Origin of the sequence: Novosphingobium anseongense (genome assembly GCF_037482895.1) — a bacterium.
Classification (GTDB): domain Bacteria; phylum Pseudomonadota; class Alphaproteobacteria; order Sphingomonadales; family Sphingomonadaceae; genus Novosphingobium; species Novosphingobium anseongense.
On sequence record NZ_JBBHJZ010000004.1, the window covers coordinates 186238 to 203917 of the forward strand.

At 68.4% G+C, this 17680-nt stretch carries 16 protein-coding genes; all 16 read left to right on the forward strand.

Going from position 1 to position 17680, the window contains the following annotated elements:
• The first annotated feature begins 94 nt into the window (after positions 1–94).
• From WG901_RS18790 to ftsA, 16 genes are read left to right on the forward strand one after another with little or no spacing between them, the layout of a single operon-like run.
• Positions 95–607 (forward strand): division/cell wall cluster transcriptional repressor MraZ, encoded by a 513-nt coding sequence (locus WG901_RS18790; RefSeq protein ID WP_339588647.1) that lies wholly within the window; start codon positions 95–97, stop codon positions 605–607.
• Positions 604–1578: a 16S rRNA (cytosine(1402)-N(4))-methyltransferase RsmH gene (gene rsmH / locus WG901_RS18795; protein ID WP_339588648.1), complete on the forward strand. Its 975-nt coding sequence runs from the start codon at positions 604–606 to the stop codon at positions 1576–1578. Before WG901_RS18790 ends, rsmH begins: the two co-directional genes overlap by 4 nt.
• Entirely contained in the window at positions 1575–2105 is a 531-nt protein-coding gene (locus tag WG901_RS18800; protein ID WP_339588649.1) for a hypothetical protein, read from the forward strand. Before rsmH ends, WG901_RS18800 begins: the two co-directional genes overlap by 4 nt.
• Complete coding sequence (locus WG901_RS18805; protein ID WP_339588650.1) at positions 2102–3823, forward strand: peptidoglycan D,D-transpeptidase FtsI family protein; 1722 nt, start codon at positions 2102–2104, stop codon at positions 3821–3823. The genes WG901_RS18800 and WG901_RS18805 overlap by 4 nt, the downstream gene beginning before the upstream one ends.
• Positions 3820–5313: a UDP-N-acetylmuramoyl-L-alanyl-D-glutamate--2,6-diaminopimelate ligase gene (locus WG901_RS18810; protein ID WP_339588651.1), complete on the forward strand. Its 1494-nt coding sequence runs from the start codon at positions 3820–3822 to the stop codon at positions 5311–5313. The genes WG901_RS18805 and WG901_RS18810 overlap by 4 nt, the downstream gene beginning before the upstream one ends.
• Positions 5313–6785 (forward strand): UDP-N-acetylmuramoyl-tripeptide--D-alanyl-D-alanine ligase, encoded by a 1473-nt coding sequence (locus tag WG901_RS18815; protein WP_339588652.1) that lies wholly within the window; start codon positions 5313–5315, stop codon positions 6783–6785. Before WG901_RS18810 ends, WG901_RS18815 begins: the two co-directional genes overlap by 1 nt.
• Positions 6785–7855, forward strand: a complete 1071-nt coding sequence (gene mraY / locus WG901_RS18820; RefSeq protein ID WP_339588653.1) for a phospho-N-acetylmuramoyl-pentapeptide-transferase — start codon at positions 6785–6787, stop codon at positions 7853–7855. The genes WG901_RS18815 and mraY overlap by 1 nt, the downstream gene beginning before the upstream one ends.
• A gap of 10 nt (positions 7856–7865) precedes the next feature.
• Positions 7866–9212, forward strand: coding sequence for a UDP-N-acetylmuramoyl-L-alanine--D-glutamate ligase (gene murD, locus WG901_RS18825; protein WP_339588654.1), 1347 nt, complete (start codon positions 7866–7868; stop codon positions 9210–9212).
• Positions 9212–10429: an FtsW/RodA/SpoVE family cell cycle protein gene (locus WG901_RS18830; protein ID WP_339588655.1), complete on the forward strand. Its 1218-nt coding sequence runs from the start codon at positions 9212–9214 to the stop codon at positions 10427–10429. The genes murD and WG901_RS18830 overlap by 1 nt, the downstream gene beginning before the upstream one ends.
• Positions 10426–11604: an undecaprenyldiphospho-muramoylpentapeptide beta-N-acetylglucosaminyltransferase gene (gene murG, locus WG901_RS18835; protein ID WP_339588656.1), complete on the forward strand. Its 1179-nt coding sequence runs from the start codon at positions 10426–10428 to the stop codon at positions 11602–11604. The genes WG901_RS18830 and murG overlap by 4 nt, the downstream gene beginning before the upstream one ends.
• A complete protein-coding gene (gene murC / locus WG901_RS18840) occupies positions 11601–13010 on the forward strand; it encodes a UDP-N-acetylmuramate--L-alanine ligase (RefSeq protein ID WP_339588657.1) in 1410 nt (469 codons plus the stop codon). The genes murG and murC overlap by 4 nt, the downstream gene beginning before the upstream one ends.
• The gene (gene murB, locus WG901_RS18845; protein WP_339588658.1) at positions 13007–13936 is read left to right on the forward strand and encodes a UDP-N-acetylmuramate dehydrogenase; all 930 of its coding nucleotides are present in this window, start codon (positions 13007–13009) and stop codon (positions 13934–13936) included. Before murC ends, murB begins: the two co-directional genes overlap by 4 nt.
• Positions 13933–14424 (forward strand): DUF4262 domain-containing protein, encoded by a 492-nt coding sequence (locus tag WG901_RS18850; protein WP_339588659.1) that lies wholly within the window; start codon positions 13933–13935, stop codon positions 14422–14424. Before murB ends, WG901_RS18850 begins: the two co-directional genes overlap by 4 nt.
• Positions 14421–15371 (forward strand): D-alanine--D-alanine ligase, encoded by a 951-nt coding sequence (locus tag WG901_RS18855; RefSeq protein ID WP_339588660.1) that lies wholly within the window; start codon positions 14421–14423, stop codon positions 15369–15371. Before WG901_RS18850 ends, WG901_RS18855 begins: the two co-directional genes overlap by 4 nt.
• Positions 15368–16354: a cell division protein FtsQ/DivIB gene (locus WG901_RS18860; protein ID WP_339588661.1), complete on the forward strand. Its 987-nt coding sequence runs from the start codon at positions 15368–15370 to the stop codon at positions 16352–16354. Before WG901_RS18855 ends, WG901_RS18860 begins: the two co-directional genes overlap by 4 nt.
• Positions 16354–17634 carry a cell division protein FtsA gene (gene ftsA / locus WG901_RS18865; RefSeq protein WP_339588662.1) on the forward strand — a complete coding sequence of 427 codons (1281 nt, stop codon included), beginning with the start codon at positions 16354–16356 and terminating at the stop codon, positions 17632–17634. The genes WG901_RS18860 and ftsA overlap by 1 nt, the downstream gene beginning before the upstream one ends.
• Positions 17635–17680 lie beyond the last annotated feature (46 nt).

Here is a 17680-nt window from a genome sequence, read left to right on the forward strand (position 1 = left end):
TTGTCATGGCGCGGTCAGCCGGTCGCAAATCGCGCGGCCAGCGGTGGAGAAGTCGTGCCGGTTTTTAGGGCAACCCTCACGGGACTAGGGGCAGATGGCGTCGCAGCCATATAACTACAACGGCACCGGCTTTTCGCTCTTGCGCGACAAGGGTCGGTTCGTGCTGCCTCCGCAGTTCCGCAAGACGGTCAAGGATTCGAGCGGCGAAAAGGCCGTCCTCTGCCTCGACAAGCACGATCGCTGGCCCTGCCTGATCGGCTTCGGCCTTTCGCGCAAGGATGGCTTCGAGGCCCAGCTCGATCGCGAGGAAGACCTCGCCGCCAAGCGCAATCAGGATTTCGATCGCGAACTGCGCGGCCTCCAGCTCAACGGTTTCGCCCAGCTGCCCTTCGACGACAGCGGCCGCTTCGTCCTGCCCGAATACCTGGCGGAACTCGCCAGCGTCGACGACCAGCTCTATTTCCAGGGCGCAGGCCAGTTCTTCGTGATCTTCAGTCCCAAGCGGCTTGCCGAGATGGGGCAGGGCTGGGAAGGCGCGCAGGCCGCCTGCCGCCAGCTCGCGGCCGAAGCGCTGGGCAAGGCCAAGGCCAAGGGAGCCGCGGCATGAGCACGGCATCCGTCCCGCACGTTCCCGTCCTGCTCGACGAAGTGATCGCCGCACTCGCGCCGGTGGCCGGCTCGGTCATCGTCGATGCCACGTTCGGTGCCGGCGGCTATACCCGCGCACTACTCGCTGCGGGCGCCACGGTCCACGCCTTCGACCGCGATCCCGATGCGATCGCCGCCGGTCGTCTCTGGCCCGAAACGCAGGAGAACCCGCCACGGCTCGTGCTGCATCCGCGTCGCTTCTCCGAAATGGTCGCCGCGCTCAACGAGGCGGGGATTTCGCGGGTCGACGGCGTCGCCATGGATGTCGGCGTGTCGTCGATGCAGCTCGACCAGCCGGAGCGCGGCTTCGCTTTCGCTGCCGACGGTCCGCTCGACATGCGGATGGAGCAGGAAGGGCCGAGCGCCGCCGACTTCGTCAACACCGCGGGTGAGGGCGAGATCGCCGACGTGTTGTTCCAGTACGGCGAGGAGCGCCAGTCGCGCCGCGTCGCACGCGCGATCGTCGCCGCGCGGCCGCTGTCGACCACCGGCGAACTGGCCAACGTGGTGCGCAAGGCGCTGGGCTACAGCCCCAACTACAAGGGCAGCTCGGGCCCGTCGAAGGACCCGGCGACGCGGAGCTTCCAGGCGATCCGCATCCACGTGAACGCCGAGCTCGACCAGCTCAACGACGGCCTCTTTGCGGCCGAGGCGCTGCTCAAGGACGGCGGCAAGTTGGCCGTGGTCAGCTTTCACAGCCTCGAAGACCGGATCGTGAAGCAATTCCTGCGTGATGCCAGCGGCGCGGTCGCCTCGACCTCGCGTCACTTGCCCGCGGTCGCCGCCAAGGCGCCTGCGGCCTTCGCGCAGATCGCGAAGGCGGCGCGGCCGTCGGACGCCGAAGTCGCGCGCAACCCCCGCGCGCGCTCGGCGACGCTCCGCGCCGCCACCCGCACCGATTCCCCCGCGCGTGAGAGGAAAGCGGCATGAACCTGACCCGCGACCGCGTTCGTTCGATCGGCTGGGCCGTGATCCTCACGGTCTGCGCCGCGCTGACCCTGATTCTCACCTTCCGCGTCAACGCGATCAAGAGCCAGGTTCGCCTGGCCGAGCGCCAGATCGTCGCGCTCAAGCAAGAAAAGCTCGCGCTCGAGACCGAATTCGAGACGCGCGCCAACCAGCAGCAGCTGCGCGCGGTCAACGACGTTGAGTTCGGTTACGAGGCGCCCAAGGCGGGCCAGTATATCGAGGGCGAGCGTCAGCTCGCCGTGCTCGGCAAGGAACGCGGCCCGGGCGCGCCATCGCCGATCCGCGTCGCCCATGCGGACCTGGCCGAGGACGAAGGTTCGGCCTTTCCCGCCATGGTCTCGCCGTTGAGCGGCAAGGCCATCGCTGCCGAAATGCCCGCTGGCGGTACGCGCAAGCCCGCCGAGGCTTCGGACCTCAAGGATCGTCTCGCGCGGATCGAACTGCGCTCGACGCGCAAGCCGGCGAAAGACGAGGCCAGCGTCGAATGACCGCGGTCGCCGTCACCACGATCAGCACGGGCCGTCGCCAACTGGTGAACGTGCGCCAGCGTTCGCTGGTCGTGGCGAAGTGGCGCATGCTCTGGGTGCTGACCCTGTTCGGCGTGATCGCGCTGCTGGCGCTCGGGCGCATCGCCATGCTCGGCGTGTTCGAGCCCGGCCGCGGCCCCGTCACCATGGCCGACGCGCTCCTGCCCAGCCGCGGCGAGATCGTCGATCGCAACGGCGTGCCGCTGGCGCGCGCGTTCAACGCCTATGCGCTGTGGTTCAATCCCAAGGCGCTGGGCGAGGGCGGCTCGCCGCTGGTCAAGTCTCCGGCCGAAGTCGCCGCCGCGCTGGTCCGCGTCTTCCCCGACATGGATCAGGCCAAGCTGACCGCACGGCTGGCTTCGGGCCAGCCCGGCTACCTGCGCCGCCGCATCCTGCCCGAGGACGCCAACAAGCTCCACGCGATCGGCGAGCCCGCGCTCGAGTTCCCGCGCGAGAACCAGCGTTTCTATCCGCAGGGCTCGATGGCCGCGCACATCCTCGGCTTCGTCGGCGCCGACGGCAAGGGCCAGGTCGGCATGGAGCAGGTGTTCAACGACAAGCTGACCGATCCCGCCACCCGCGGAACCCCGCAGATGCTGTCGATCGACCTGCGCGTCCAAGGTGCGCTCGAGGACGAACTCGGCCGCGGCATGCGCGAGAGCAATGCCAAGGGCGCCGCCGGCATCATCCTCGACGTCGACACGGGCGAGGTCGTCGCCCTGGCTTCGCTGCCCTCGTTCAATCCCAACCTGATCGACGAGTCCTCGACCCCCAACATCTTCAATCGCGTGACCAACCAGGTCTACGAGCTCGGTTCGACCTTCAAGCCGATCACCGTCGCCGCCGCGCTCGATGCCGGTACGGTGACCTCGATGGCGCGTCGTTACCCGGCCGCGCCGTTCCAGATCGGCCGCTTCACGATCCGCGACAGCCATTCCATGGGTGCCTCGCTCAACGTGCCCGAGGCGCTGATCCATTCGTCGAACGTCGTCACCGCGCAGGTCGCCGACGAGCTCGGCGGGCAGCGGCTCAAGGCGACGATGGCCGCGCTCGGCATGAACGAGCGCCCCTATATCGAGCTGCCCGCGCGCGGTTTCCCGATCTGGCCGAGCGGCACCTGGGCGCGGATCACCAACATGACCGTGTCCTATGGCCATGGCATTGCGGTCACCCCGCTTCACCTCGCCTCGGCCTATGCGGCGATGGTCAACGGCGGCATTTGGCGCCCCGCGACCTTGCAGAAGCTGACGCCGAGCCAGGTCCCGCAGGGTCGCCGCGTGTTCAAGGCCTCGACCTCGGCGCGGATGCGCCAGCTGCTGCGCATGATCGTCGAGGACGGCACGGGCCGGAAGGCCGATGCGCCCGGCTTCCGCATCGGCGGCAAGACTGGTTCGGCCGAGAAGCCCGGTGCCGGCGGCTATCGCAAGACCTCGCTGGTCGCGACCTTTGCCGCGGCTTTCCCGATGGACCGTCCGCGCTTCGTGGTCATCGCCATGCTCGACGAGCCGCAGGGCACCCAGGCCACGTCGTTCCAACGCACCGCCGCCTGGAATGCCGCGCCGATCGTCGGCCGCGTCGTCCCGCGCATCGGCCCGCTGGTCGGCGTGATGCCTGACGAGAGCCACGACGTCGACATTTCCGAACTGTCGCCGCTGATCCCCGCGGGAGCCGAGGAGTGAGGCTCGACGCGCTCGCCCAGGCTGCCGGCATCGCGCTGCCCGCGAGCACGGACGCGAACGTGACCGGCTTCGCGATCGACAACCGGAAGGTCGCGCCCGGCACCGTCTTCGGCGCGTTCCAGGGCGCGAAGGTCAATGGCGAAGATTTCATTCCGGCTGCCATCGCTGCCGGCGCCGTCGCCGTCGTCGCGCGGCCCGAGGCGAAGGTCGAAGGCGCGGTGCACATTTCCGCTTCCGAGCCGCGCCGTGCGTTCGCGCACCTCGCGGCTCGGTTCTTCACGCCGGTGCCCGAGACCGTGGTCGCCGTCACCGGTACCAACGGCAAGACCTCCTGCGTCGAGATGACGCGCCAGCTCTGGCGCATGGCCGGCCACCGTGCTGCCTCGATCGGCACGCTCGGCGTGACCACGCCCGACGAGACCGTCTCGACCGGGCTGACCACGCCCGACATCGTCACCTTCCTGGCCAACATGACCGGCCTGGCCCGCGAAGGCGTGACCCATGTCGCCTACGAGGCGTCGAGCCACGGCCTCTCGCAGTTCCGCAACGAGGGGCTCAAGGTCGCCGCCGGCGCCTTCACCAATCTGAGTCGCGACCACCTCGACTACCACGCCGACATGGACGACTATTTCGCGGCCAAGATGCGGCTGTTCGACGAGGTCGTCGTCGCCAAAGAAGGCGGGGGCGGCGCGGCGGTGGTCTGGGCCGACGATGCCTGGTCGGCCAAGGCGATCGAACATGCCAATAAACACGGGCTTACCCTGTTCACCGTGGGGGTGAACGGCGAGGCGATCCGGCTGGCCTCGCGCCAGCCGGGTCAGCTCGGCCAGATGCTCGAGATCGAGCACGCGGGTACGGCCTATACGGTCAAGCTGCCGCTGATCGGCGCCTATCAGGCCGCCAATGCGCTGGTCTCGGCAGGGCTCGTGCTGGCCACCGGCGGCGATCCCAAGCAGACCTTCGACGCGCTCTCGCGGCTGCAGCCCGTGCGCGGCCGGCTCGAGCGCGCGGCGATCACCCGCGCCGGCGCGCCGGTCTATGTCGACTATGCCCATACCCCCGACGCGCTCGAAGCCGCGATCGCGGCGCTGCGGCCGCATGTCGGCCAAAATGGACAGGGCGGCCGGCTGATCGTCGTGTTCGGCGCCGGCGGCGACCGCGATCAGGGCAAGCGGCCCGAGATGGGACGCGTCGCGCAGGCCCAGGCGGACCTTGTCATCGTCACCGACGACAACCCGCGCGGCGAAAATCCGGGGGTTATCCGGTCGCAGGTTCTTGCGGGAGCGCGCGGTGCGCGTGAAATTGGCGACCGACGCGCGGCGATCGCCGCCGCGGTCGGCGAAGCGGGGGCGCAGGACATCGTGCTCGTAGCAGGGAAAGGCCACGAGCAGGGCCAGATCATCGGCAGCGGTGACGCCATGCGCGTGCTGCCGTTCGACGACGTTTCGGTTGCAAGGGAGTGCGCGGGCGCTCCCGAAAGGGAAGACTAATGGCTGCGGTTGCACGAATTCTCGAATGGCCTGTTGAGATTGCCGACGACCTGCCGCTCGCGCTGTGGGACGCGATCGCCATCGCGCGCGCGGTCAAGGGCGTGGCCAATGCCGATTTCCAGGTCTCGGGCGTCGAGATCGACAGCCGCGACGTGATGCCGGGCGACCTGTTCTTCGCGCTCAAGGGCGAGAGCATGGACGGTCACCGCTTCCTCGAAGCCGCTTTCGCCAAGGGCGCGGCTGCCGCGGTGGTCGATCGCCCGGTCGACTATCCGCACATTCTGGTCAACGACACCACCGCTGCGCTCGAAGCCCTGGCCAAGGCCGCCCGCGCCCGTACCCCGGCCAAGGTCATCGGCGTCACCGGCTCGGTCGGCAAGACCGGCGTCAAAGAAGCGATCTTTGCTGCGCTCGATCGCTCCAGCCGCGGCGCCGCACACCGCTCGGTCAAGAGCTACAACAACCACGTCGGCGTGCCGCTGAGCCTCGCGCGCATGCCCTCGCGCAGCCGCTTCGGCATTTTCGAGATGGGCATGAATCACGCGGGCGAAATCGCCGCGCTGACGCGCCAGGTGCGCCCGCACGTCGCCGTCGTCACGACGATCGCGCCCGCGCACATCGAGATGCTCGGCAGCGAGGAAGCGATCGCCGACGCCAAGGGCGAGATCTTCGAGGGTCTCGAAGAGGGCGGCGTCGCGGTGATCCCCGCCGACAGCCCGCACTACGAGCGGCTCAAGGCCAAGGCCGAGAGCCTCGGCGCCAAGGTCGTCGGCTTCGGCCGCGCCGCCCATGCTCAGGTCCGCCTGCTCGACACGATCGCGGCGGCCAACGGCGGCTCGCTGGTCACCGCCGATCTCGGTGACCGCCGCCTCTGCTACACGATCGCCGAGCCCGGCGAGCACTGGGTGATGAACTCGCTCGCGGTCATGGCCGCGGTGCGGGCCGCGGGTGGCGATCTGGGTGCGGCCGGTGTTGCGCTGGCCGACATGCCGGGCCTGGCCGGCCGCGGTGCACGCCTCGAGATCGCGGTGCAGGACGGCCCCGACGGTCGCGGCAAGGCGCTGCTGATCGACGAGAGCTACAACGCCAACCCCGCCTCGATGCGCGCGACCCTGGCGCAGCTCGGCAAGACCGTCGCGCGCCGCCGCATCGCCGTGCTGGGTTCGATGAAGGAACTGGGCGATCACGGTCCGGCCTTCCACGCCGCGCTCGCCGAGCCGCTGGGCGAGGCTCATGTCGACTATGTGGTGCTGGTGGGCGACGAGATGAGCGCTCTCGCCGATGAATTGGGGAAATCGGAAAACACCGCGCTTGGCAAGCCGATCGCCTTCGCCCATTGCCGGAACCCGGCCGAGGCAGGCCAGGCGCTCGCGGATTTCGGCGTGGAAAGCGGCGACGCGATCCTCGTCAAGGGCTCGAATTCGGTCGGGCTCGGCGCGCTGGTGAAGGCTCTCGCTGCCAAGGACGCCTGATGCTTTACCTCATCGCCGAATATTTCCACTTCGAGGGTCTGGCGAACCTCATTCGCTACCAGACGTTCCGCGCCGGCGCGGCGATGATGACGGCGCTGGTGATCGGTCTGATCATCGGCCCGCGCTTCATCAACATGCTGCGCGTGCGCCAGGGCAAGGGCCAGCCGATCCGCGAGGATGGGCCGCAGACCCACCTCGCCAAGCGCGGCACGCCGACGATGGGCGGGCTGATGATCCTGATCTCGCTCGTCGTGTCCATGCTGATCTGGATGGACCTCAACAACCCCTTCGTCTGGGCCTGCCTGGCCGTGACGATCGGCTTTGGCGCGATCGGCTTCCTCGACGATTACGACAAGGTCACCAAGCGCAGCCACAAGGGCGTTTCGGGCAAGATCCGGCTGTTCCTCGAGTTCTGCGTCGCGGGCGTCGCCGCCTACATCATCGTCAGCCAGGTCAACACCAACCTTTACGTGCCGTTCCTGTCGAACCGCTATATACCGCTCGGACCCTTCTACTACGTCTTCGCGGCGGTGGTCATGGTCGGTGCTGGCAATGCGGTGAACCTGACGGACGGTCTCGACGGGCTCGCGACCATGCCGGTCATCATCGCGGCGGGCACTTTCGCGATCATCGCCTATCTGGCCGGCCGCGCCGACTTCGCGACCTACCTCGGCATTCCGCACGTGCCGCGCGCGGGCGAGCTTGCGATCCTGTGCACGGGCATCATGGGGGCGGGGCTGGCGTTCCTCTGGTTCAACGCGCCGCCGGCCGCCGTGTTCATGGGTGACACCGGCAGCCTCGCGCTGGGTGGCGCGCTTGGCGCGATCGCCGTCGCTGCACATCACGAGATCGTGCTGGCCATCGTCGGCGGGCTTTTCGTGCTCGAGGCGGCCTCGGTCATCATTCAGGTGTTCTGGTTCAAGCGCACCGGCCGCCGCGTCTTCCGCATGGCGCCGATCCACCACCATTTCGAACAGAAGGGCTGGGCGGAATCGACCGTGGTCATCCGCTTCTGGATCGTCTCGATCATCCTCGCCGTCATCGGCCTGTCCACGCTCAAGCTTAGGTGATCGCCGCAAGATGATCACCTCTGACGCCTTCGCCGGAAAACGCTTCGCCGTCCTCGGTCTCGCCCGCTCGGGCCAGACCGCGGTCGAGACGCTGCTCGCCAGCGGGGCCGAGGTCACCGCCTGGGACAGCCGCGAGGAACCGCGCCAGGGCCTGGCCGATCGCGGCGTCGAACTGGCCGATCCGCTGACGATCGACCTGGCGGGCTTCGCCGGCGTCGTCGTCTCGCCGGGCGTGCCGCTCAACCGTCACCCGATCGCCGAAGCCGCCGCTGCCGCGGGCGTGCCGGTGATCGGCGACATCGAGCTTTTCGCCCAAGCACGCCACAGCCTGCCCGCGCACCGCGTCGTCGGCATCACCGGCACCAATGGCAAGTCGACCACCACGGCGCTGGTCCACCACCTGCTCGAAAGCGCCGGCGTGCCAGCGCGGATGGGTGGAAACATCGGCCTGCCGGTGCTCGGCCAGGCGCCCTTGCCCGAGGGCGGCGTATACGTGCTCGAACTGTCGAGCTACCAGATCGATCTCACGCAGAGCCTCGACTGCGAGGTCGCGGCGCTGCTCAATATCACGCCCGACCATCTCGATCGCTACGCGGACTTCGCTGGATATGCCGCGTCGAAGGCGCGGCTCTTCGCGATGCAGCGCGTCGATCACGATGCCGTGTTCGGGGTCGGCGATGCCGAGACCGCGGCGATCGCGCAGTGGGAGGCGAGCCGCCGCGCCGCCGACCGCGTCCACCGCGTCACCGGCGAGGACCTGCGCGACCTGCAGCCGGGCTGGCCCTCGCTGCAGGGGCCGCACAACCTGCAGAACGCCGCCGCGGCGGTCGCGATCGTCGAGGCGCTGGGGCTGACGCGCGCGCAGTGGCAGGCGGCGCTGCCGACTTTCGGCGGCTTGCCGCACCGCATGGAGCGCGTCGCCGAAGCCAACGGCGTGATCTTCATCAACGACAGCAAGGCGACCAACCCCGCCTCGACCGCGCCCGCGCTCGGCGCCTTTCCGCCGGTCGCGGGCGATCATCGCCGTATCCACTGGATCGTCGGTGGCCTGCCCAAGGGCGACGACCTCGACGAGTGCGCGCCCTATTTCGGCAATGTCGCCGCCGCCTATACGATCGGCGACGCCGGCCCGCGCTTCGCCGAAATCCTCGGCCCGCACATGCCCGTGCGCCGCAGCGAGATGATGTGCGAGGCGATCCGTGAGGCTATCGAGGCGGCGGATCCGGGCGACGTGATCATGCTCTCGCCGGCCTGCGCCAGCTTCGACCAGTTCCGCGATTACGAAGCGCGCGGCGATACCTTCCGCCAGCTCGTCGAGGCGCTGATCGCGCCGGATGCGGACAAGGTGGCCTGCTGATGGCGACGCATCCGCCGCTGGTTCCCGGCGTGAACACCACGGCGCAGAACCGCCAGCGCTACCGTCGCAACCGCCGCGGCGAGTTCGCGATCTGGTGGCGCGAGATCGATCGCGTGCTGCTGACCCTGATCCTCGCGGTCATGGCGATCGGCACGGCGGCCGTCGCCGCGTCCTCGCCGGCTTCAGCCCGCCGCCTGTCGACCGCGGCGCTCAAGCTCGACGATCTGCACTTCTTCATTCTCCACTTGCGCTGGCAGGCGATCGGTCTGGCGGTTATGCTTGGTGCCTCGTGCCTGCCCAAGGACACCGCGCGGCGGATCGGCATCCTGCTCGGCGCGGCGATGCTCGTCGGGCTCGCGCTCGTGCCCGTGATCGGCAGCGAAGTGAACGGCGCGCGGCGCTGGCTGAACCTCGGCGTGTCGCTGCAGCCTTCGGAATTCCTCAAGCCGGCCTTCGCTATCGGCCTCGCCTGGATTCTGTCCTGGCGTTCGCGCGATCCGAACATTCCGGTGCTGGGCATCAGCGTCGGCATCATGACGCTGGTCGGCGGGCTGCTGATGCTTCAGCCCGACTTCGGCTCGACGATCCTGTTCGCCGGCGTCTGGTTCGTGCTCGTGCTGCTCTCGGGCATCTCGGTGCGGCTGATCGCCACGGCGGGGGTCGGCGGGGTCTCGCTGATGGTTGCGACCTATGTGTTCTACGACAATGCCCGCCACCGCATCGACGCTTTCCTTGGCGGCGGCACGGCCTACGACCAAGTCGATCTCGCGCAGCGCACCCTGCTCTCGGGCGGCTGGACTGGCAGCGGGCTGTGGCTCGGTACGCGCAAGCTGTCGCTGCCCGAAGCGCATACCGACTACATCTTCTCGGTGATCGGCGAGGAATTCGGCCTCTGGGTCTGCGCCGTGATCGTCATGCTCTATCTGGCGATCATCGTGCGCGTGCTGCTGCGGCTAGTGGAAGAGGAAGACCTCTTCACCGTGCTCGCCGCGACGGGCCTCACCGCCCAGCTCGGCGGCCAGGCCTTCATCAACATCCTCGTCAACCTCCAGCTCTTCCCCTCGAAGGGCATGACCCTGCCGCTGATCTCCTATGGCGGCTCGTCGACGGTCGCCCTCTGTCTGGGTGTCGGCTTCCTGCTCGCGATCACGCGGCGCAACCCCTTCATCACGCGCGAAGGCCTGTCCCTGCGCGGAGAACCCGGAGCGAAGAAATGAGTGTCAGCCGCCATTATGTGCTCGCCGCGGGCGGCACCGGAGGGCACCTCATCCCCGCCTTTGCGCTCGCTACTGAACTCGAGCGTCGCGGTCACCACGTCGCGCTGATTACCGATGCGCGCGGCGCGGCGATCCCCGGCAAGCCCGCTTCGCTGCCCGCGCACGTGCTCCCCGCCGGCCGGCTCGAAGGCAAGAACCCGCTGAGCTGGATCAAGGGCGTGCGCGCGATCCTCGAAGGTCGCTCGATGGCGTTGCGCCTGTTCGAGAGCTTCGAGCCCTCGGCCGTGGTCGGCTTCGGCGGCTATCCGGCGCTGCCCGCGCTGCTCGCCGCGACCTCGGCCAAGATCCCGACGGTGATCCACGAGCAGAACGCCGTGCTCGGCCGCGTCAACCGCTTCCTCGCGGGCCGCGTGAACGCGATCGCCACGGCCTATCGCGAGGTCGACCGGCTCTCGCCGAGCCATGCCGAGAAGGTCCATCTCGTCGGCAATCCCGTGCGCGACGAGGTTCTGGCGCTGCGCGACCAGCCGTTCCCGGCCTTCACCGCCGACGGCCTGCTGCGCGTGCTCGTCACCGGCGGCAGCCAGGGCGCGCGCGTGCTGTCCGAAGTCGTGCCCGATGGCCTGTCGATGCTCCAACCCGCGCTGCGCGCGCGGCTGCAGGTGACGCAGCAGTGCCGGCCCGAGGACATCGACGCCGTGCGCCAGCGCTATGCCACCCACGGCATCCCGGCCGAGCTCGGCACCTATTTCGAGGACATGGCGACGCGCCTCGCCGATGCGCACCTGTTCATCGGCCGCGCCGGTGCCTCGACGATTGCCGAACTGACCGCGGTCGGCCGCCCGGCGATCCTCGTGCCTTTGCCGATCGCGACCGACGATCACCAGGCCGCCAATGCCCGCGAGATGGCCGCATCGGGCGGCGCGCGCTCGATCCGCCAAGAGAAGTTTACCGGCGCCGAACTCGCCAAGCAGATCCAGGCCATGGCGCAGCATCCCGAGACCCTGGCCAATGCCGCGCACGCCGCGTGGAACTGCGGCTATCCCAATGCCGCTACGAACCTCGCCGACCTCGTCGAGGGCTTCGGCGGCTCGCCGCTGATGGACGTGATCCGCGTCGCCGGCCAGGCGCAGCCCGCGGGCAAGGAAGCGCTCGCGCTGGAGACGGCCGAATGAAGGGCGTCGGCACCGAGATCGGCACGATCCACTTCGTCGGCATCGGCGGCATCGGCATGTCGGGCATTGCCGAGGTGATGAACAACCTCGGCTACAGCGTGCAGGGCTCGGACATCGCCGAGGGCTATGTCGTCGAGGGCCTGCGTAAGCGCGGGATCAAGGTGTTGATCGGCCACGCCGCCGAGAACATCGGCGACGCCGCCGTGGTCGTCACCTCGACCGCGGTGAAGCGCGACAATCCCGAAGTCGTCGCCGCGCTTGAGAACCGCATCCCCGTGGTTCGTCGCGCCGAAATGCTGGCCGAGCTGATGCGGCTCAAGAACACCGTCGCCGTGGCCGGCACCCACGGCAAGACCACGACGACCTCGATGGTCGCCTGCCTGCTCGATGCGGGCGGGGTCGACCCGACGGTGATCAACGGCGGCATCATCAACTCCTACGGTTCGAACGCGCGCCTCGGCGCCAGCGACTGGATGGTGGTCGAGGCCGACGAGAGCGACGGCTCGTTCCTGCGGCTCGACGGCACGATCGCGGTCGTCACGAACATCGATCCCGAGCACCTCGATCACTACGGCTCGTTCGACAAGGTGAAGGCCTCCTTCGTCGAATTCATCGAGAACGTGCCGTTCTACGGCGCTGCCGTGCTCTGCATCGATCACCCCGAAGTCCAGGCGGTGATCCCCAAGGTGCGCGACCGCCGCGTCATCACCTACGGCTTTTCGGCCCAGGCCGACGTGCGCGGCGAGAACGTCACGCCCGTGCCCGGCGGCAACCGCTTCGACGCGGCCTTGCGCCAGCGCGACGGCTCGTTCCGCCGGATCGAGGGTATCGAACTGCCGATGCCCGGCCGGCACAACGTTCAGAACGCGCTCGCCGCGGTCGCCGTCGCGGCCGAGATGGGCTGCTCGGACGAGGTGATCTGTAACGGCTTCGGTAGCTTCGCCGGGGTCAAGCGCCGCTTCACCAAGGTCGGCGAGGTTGCCGGGGCGACGATCATCGACGACTACGGCCACCATCCGGTCGAGATCAAGGCGGTGCTCGCCGCCGCGCGCGAGGGCGTGAAGGGCCGCGTCATCGCCGTGGTTCAGCCGCACCGCTTCACGCGTCTGCGCGACCACCTCGAAGAGTTCCAGGCCGCCTTCAACGACGCCGACGTGGTCTATGCTGCACCCGTCTACGCGGCCGGCGAGCAGCCGATCGAAGGCGTGGACTCGGACGCGATGGTCGCGGGCATGAAGGAACGCGGCCACCGCTCGGCGCAGGTGATCGCCGGTGCCGATGCGCTCGCCGATGTCCTGGCGACGAGCTTGCAGGATGGCGACATGGTCGTCTGCCTCGGCGCGGGCGACATCACCAAGTGGGCCGCCGGCCTTGCCGATGCGATCGGCAAGCGGAGGGGGTCATGATGGCGGATGCGCTGCCCAAGGTTGCGGGCAAGCTCACGCAGGATGCCCCGCTCGCCCCGCTGGTCTGGTTCAAATCGGGTGGTGCGGCCGAATGGCTGTTCGAGCCCAAGGACCTCGCCGACCTGCAGGGCTTCCTGCGCGACCTCGATCCCGCGACGCCGGTCATGGCGCTGGGGCTCGGTTCGAACATGATCGTCCGCGACGGCGGCGTGCCGGGCGTGGTCGTGCGGCTCGGCAAGGCCTTTGCCAAGGTATCGGACCTCGGCAACAGCACGCTCAATTGCGGCGGCGGTGCCAGTGGTATCCTCGTCTCCTCGACCGCGCGCGACGCGGGCGTTGCCGGCGTCGAATTCCTGCGCTCGATCCCCGGCACGGTCGGCGGCTTCGTCCGGATGAACGGCGGCGCCTATGGCGGCGAGGTCAAGGACATCCTCATCGATTGCGATGTCGTCCTGCGTTCGGGCGAATTGCAGACGCTGGCCGTCGCCGAACTCGGCTATACCTATCGCCATTCCGAATTGCCCCTCGGCGCGATCGTCGTCGCCGCGCGGTTTCGCGGCCGACCGGGCGAGTCCGCCGCGATCCAGGCCGAGATGGATCGCATCTCCGCTAGCCGCGAGGCCTCGCAGCCGCTGCGCTCGAAGACCGGGGGCTCGACCTTCAAGAATCCCGAAGGCCACAGGGCCTGGGAACTGGTCGACAAGGCCGGCTGCCGCGGCTTTACCCTGGGCGGCGCGCAGGTCAGCGAGAAGCACACCAACTTCCTGATCAATATGGGCGAGGCCACCAGCGCCGACATCGAGGCCCTGGGCGATGAAGTGCGTCGCCGCGTGAAGGACAACTCGGGTGTCGAACTCGAGTGGGAAATCCAGCGCGTAGGCATGTTTGCCGGAGCGCCGGACAAGAACCGCGTGGGCAGGCCATGAGCTCGCGCCTCGACAAGCAGGTCCGGCAGATCGTCGAATATGTCCGCGACTACGGCCGCGTGGCGCTGCACGTCTACGGTGACGAGGAGGAGCTGCCGTTCACCTATTCGATCGGCTTCCCGGTAAGCCTCGATCATCCCGAGGTCATCATCGTCGGGCTGACCGAAGAGCTGATGAAATACATGATCGACGAGTTGTGGACGCAGATCTCCGAGAAGGGCCTGCGTCTGGCGGACGGCATGCGGATCGGCAATCTGCTCGAAGGCTTCGACTGCGTCGCGCGCGAGATCGTCGATCGCGACGTGATCGAGGCCTACTTCTGCGCCGGGATCGACTACCACCAGACACAGCGCGGCCAGGACATCGAGCGCGCCTTCCAGATCGTCTGGCCCGATTCTTCGATGGGCCTGTTCCCCTGGGACCCCGACTGCCCGGAAGACGTGATCGATTATCAGCCTGCTCTCTATCCTACGAGTTTGAATTCATGACCCTCCCCAAGCTCCATGTCGCGGTTCTGATGGGCGGCTGGTCCAGCGAACGCCCGGTCTCGCTGATGAGCGGCGAGGGCGTGGCCACGGCGCTCGAATCAAAGGACCACAGGGTCACGCGCATCGACATGGATCGCGACGTCGCGCTGCGGCTTTCCGAAGCCAAGCCCGATGTCGTGTTCAACGCGCTCCACGGCACGCCCGGCGAGGACGGTACGGTCCAGGGCATGATGGACCTGATGGGGCTGACCTATACCCATTCGGGCCTCGCCACTTCGGTCGTCGCGATCGACAAGGAACTGACCAAGCAGGCGCTGGTGCCGCATGGCGTACCGATGCCCGGCGGTCGCATCGTCGAGACCGCCGAGCTCTACGAGCGCGATCCGCTGCCGCGGCCCTATGTCTTGAAGCCGGTCAACGAGGGCTCCTCGGTTGGCGTCGCCATCGTCACCGATGCGGGCAATTACGGCAATCCGATCGCGCGCGACGCCAAGGGGCCGTGGCAGGAGTTCGACCGCCTGCTCGCCGAGCCCTTCATCCGCGGGCTCGAGCTGACCACGGCGGTGCTGGGCGACAAGGCGCTGCTCGTCACCGAACTGCGCCCCAAGTCGGGCTTCTACGACTTCGAGTCGAAGTACACCGACGGCATGACCGATCACATCTGCCCGGCCGAAATCCCCGACGAGATCACCGAGGCCTGCAAGGCGATCGCGCTCCAGGCGCATCGCTTGCTCGGCTGCCGCGGCACCAGCCGCTCGGACTTCCGCTGGGACGACGAGCGCGGCGTCGACGGGCTGTTCCTGCTCGAGGTCAACACCCAGCCCGGCATGACCGCGCTGAGCCTCGTGCCCGAACAGGCGCGGCATCTGGGCATGGACTATCCCGATCTGGTCGAGGCGATCATCGCCGAGGCGCTTGAAGACGCAAAAGCGAGAGCGAACGGATGACCACGCAGACGCTCAAGCGCAAGGCGCCGACCGCGCGCAAGGTCGCGGCCCGGCATGGTACGGCGCAGAAGGTGCGCGCGGCCAAGGCGACGACCGGCTCGGCCTTCGACGGCTTCATGTCGTGGATGCCGTTCAGCGAGGAACAGCTCCACCGCATCCTGCTGGCGATGATTCTCGGCGGCGCCGCCGTGCTCGCCTGGGTCGTCGCGGGCTTTGCCGGGCTTCCGGCCATGGCCGGGCAGCAACTGGCGATGATCGCCGGCGACGCCGGCTTCGAGGTCCGCCGCGTCGACGTGCGCGGGGTCAAGAACCTCAACGAACTCAAGATCTATGAGCGCGTGCTGACCGAGCGCAACCGCGCCATGCCGCTGGTCGACATCGAGGCGCTGCGCCAAGAGCTGATCCAGCTGTCGTGGGTCAAGGACGCGCGCGTCTCGCGCCAGTTGCCCGATACCCTGGTGATCGACGTGGTCGAGCGCGTGCCGCACGCCGTGCTCAAGAAGCCGGGCAATCGCCTCGCGCTGATCGACAGCGAGGGCAACGAGCTCGAGACCGTCAGCGCCGCCCGCGCCAAGGGTCTGCTCATGGTCGGCGGTCCGGGGGCCGGCAAGCAGATGGTGGCGCTTGCGGCGCTGCTCGAAGCCGCGCCCGCGCTGCAGCCGCAGGTGCGCGAGGCCGAATGGATCGGCAACCGCCGCTGGAATCTCAAGTTCAAGACGGGTCAGGTCCTGGCCCTGCCCGAGGGCGGCCAGGCGTCGGCCAAGGCGCTGATGGCCTTCGCGCGGCTCGACGGTACGAACCGCCTGCTCGGCGGCAAGGTCGCCGCCTTCGACATGCGCGCGCCCGATCGCATCTACCTGCGCGTGCCCGATCGGGCCAAGGACGAGGCCGAGGCCAAGACGGCGGCGGCAATCGCCAAGACCGCCGCGGCGGAAAAGCCGAAGCAGGACAAGCCGAAAGCTGCCAAGGAGGAACGCGAATAATGGCCTCGCCCCGCATCAGCCGCGTCTTCGGCGCGGTCAACATGGGTTCGTTCCGCATCTCGGCGATGATCGCCGGCATCTCGGATACCGGTGAGATGATCGTGCTCGGCTCGGGCCACCGCGCCAGCCAGGGCATCAAGCGCGGCTATGTCACCGACATGACCGCCGCCACTTACGCGGTGCGCGACGCGATCGAGCGCGCCGAACGCATGGCCAATACCAGCGTATCGTCGGTGTGGATCGGCTGCTCGGGCGCCGGGCTGGCCAGCCAGGTCGCGCAGGTCGAGGTCGACATCGGCGGCCGTCGCATCGAGCAGGACGACATCGACCACCTGCTGATCGCCGGGCGCGACGTGATCCAGCCCGACGGCCGCATGGTGCTCCACGCGCAGCCTGCGCACTATACGCTCGACGGCGCGCACGGCGTCGCCAATCCCAAAGGGCTCCACGCCGAGCGCCTCGGCGTCGACATCCATGTCATGCTCGCCGACGGTGCGCCGATCCGCAATCTGACCGAAGCCGTGCAGAACGCGCACCTCGAGGTCGAGGGCCTGGTCGGCTCGCCGATCGCCGCCGGCCACGCGTGTCTCAGTCCCGAGGAGCGCGATCTCGGTGTCGCGCTGGTCGAGATGGGCGCCGACGTGACCAACGTCTCGGTCTATTTCTCGGGCATGCTGCTCGGCATGGCGGCGATCCCGATCGGTTCGGGCGACGTCACCGATGCGATCGCCTCGTGCTTCGGCATCCGCCGCTTCCAGGCCGAGCGGCTCAAGTGCGTCAACGGCTCGGCGATCGCCAGCCCAACCGACCACCGCGAAATGATCCCGGTCAACGCCCCTGGCGAAGAAGCCACGGGTCCGCTCGCGCGCCACGCCGACGACAAGAACCGCATTCCGCGCGCCGAACTGGTCTCGGTCATCACGACGCAGGTCGGGCGGCTGATGGAAGAAGTGTCGAAGGCCTTGAAAGGTCTGGGCTTCAATAGTCAGCGCGGGCAACAGGTCGTTCTGACCGGCGGCGGCGCGGAGCTCGTCGGACTTGCCGACTACGCCCAGTCCGCGCTCGGCAAGCCCGTCCGCATCGGCAAGGCGCCGCAGCTCACCGGGCTCGCGGAAACGCATCTCAAGCCCGGTTTCGCGACGCTCGCAGGGCTCGTGCTCTATGCCGCGGCGGACCCGGTCGACATCCGTTCGATCGGCCCCAGCTACCAGCCGACACTGCGCTATGGCGGCTTCGGACTGGCGAACCGTGTCATCCGCGCGGTGAAGGAATATTTTTGACTGGCCTTTGCCCGCCTATGGGGCTGTGGACAAAGGTTAAAGCCGC

What these genes read in the sequence shown, in the direction of transcription:
- WG901_RS18790 (WP_339588647.1), top strand. Translation starts at nt 95, where the DNA reads ATGGCGTCGCAGCCATATAACTACAACGGCACCGGCTTTTCGCTCTTG.
- rsmH (WP_339588648.1), top strand. Translation starts at nt 604, where the DNA reads ATGAGCACGGCATCCGTCCCGCACGTTCCCGTCCTGCTCGACGAAGTG.
- WG901_RS18800 (WP_339588649.1), top strand. Translation starts at nt 1,575, where the DNA reads ATGAACCTGACCCGCGACCGCGTTCGTTCGATCGGCTGGGCCGTGATC.
- WG901_RS18805 (WP_339588650.1), top strand. Translation starts at nt 2,102, where the DNA reads ATGACCGCGGTCGCCGTCACCACGATCAGCACGGGCCGTCGCCAACTG.
- WG901_RS18815 (WP_339588652.1), top strand. Translation starts at nt 5,313, where the DNA reads ATGGCTGCGGTTGCACGAATTCTCGAATGGCCTGTTGAGATTGCCGAC.
- mraY (WP_339588653.1), top strand. Translation starts at nt 6,785, where the DNA reads ATGCTTTACCTCATCGCCGAATATTTCCACTTCGAGGGTCTGGCGAAC.
- murD (WP_339588654.1), top strand. Translation starts at nt 7,866, where the DNA reads ATGATCACCTCTGACGCCTTCGCCGGAAAACGCTTCGCCGTCCTCGGT.
- WG901_RS18830 (WP_339588655.1), top strand. Translation starts at nt 9,212, where the DNA reads ATGGCGACGCATCCGCCGCTGGTTCCCGGCGTGAACACCACGGCGCAG.
- murG (WP_339588656.1), top strand. Translation starts at nt 10,426, where the DNA reads ATGAGTGTCAGCCGCCATTATGTGCTCGCCGCGGGCGGCACCGGAGGG.
- murC (WP_339588657.1), top strand. Translation starts at nt 11,601, where the DNA reads ATGAAGGGCGTCGGCACCGAGATCGGCACGATCCACTTCGTCGGCATC.
- murB (WP_339588658.1), top strand. Translation starts at nt 13,007, where the DNA reads ATGATGGCGGATGCGCTGCCCAAGGTTGCGGGCAAGCTCACGCAGGAT.
- WG901_RS18850 (WP_339588659.1), top strand. Translation starts at nt 13,933, where the DNA reads ATGAGCTCGCGCCTCGACAAGCAGGTCCGGCAGATCGTCGAATATGTC.
- WG901_RS18855 (WP_339588660.1), top strand. Translation starts at nt 14,421, where the DNA reads ATGACCCTCCCCAAGCTCCATGTCGCGGTTCTGATGGGCGGCTGGTCC.
- WG901_RS18860 (WP_339588661.1), top strand. Translation starts at nt 15,368, where the DNA reads ATGACCACGCAGACGCTCAAGCGCAAGGCGCCGACCGCGCGCAAGGTC.
- ftsA (WP_339588662.1), top strand. Translation starts at nt 16,354, where the DNA reads ATGGCCTCGCCCCGCATCAGCCGCGTCTTCGGCGCGGTCAACATGGGT.